This window comes from Gilvimarinus algae, assembly GCF_030518215.1.
Classification (GTDB): Bacteria; Pseudomonadota; Gammaproteobacteria; order Pseudomonadales; family Cellvibrionaceae; genus Gilvimarinus; species Gilvimarinus algae.
In genome coordinates, this window is record NZ_JAULRT010000010.1 from 1 (window position 1) to 301 (window position 301).

The following is a 301-nucleotide window of genomic DNA, read 5'->3' on the forward strand; positions in this document are numbered from 1 at the left end:
GTTTGCCAATGCTCGGGCTAAAAATGGCCATGCTACGCGTCACCGATCAAATCACCATTCAAGACTGGGAACTGACCGAACACTTTGTTCGGGCCAGCGGTCCCGGCGGGCAGAATGTAAACAAGGTCAGCACGGCCGTGGAATTGCGGTTCGAGGCGGCACGCTCGCCATCACTACCCGATCCGGTAAAGGCACGGCTGAAACGCCTGGCCGGACGCCGCTGGACCAAAGAAGGCGCACTGATCCTGCAATGCGACGAAACCCGCAGCCAGGCCCGCAACCGCGAGATCGTCCGCCAACG

Annotated in this window: 1 protein-coding gene; it reads left to right on the forward strand. The window is 60.8% G+C overall.

Translation table 11 applies throughout. The annotated features are described in order from the left end of the window. Nucleotides 1-301 (forward strand): alternative ribosome rescue aminoacyl-tRNA hydrolase ArfB (arfB, locus tag QWI16_RS00025; RefSeq protein ID WP_302710672.1); only part of this gene is annotated, 301 nt, incomplete at both ends.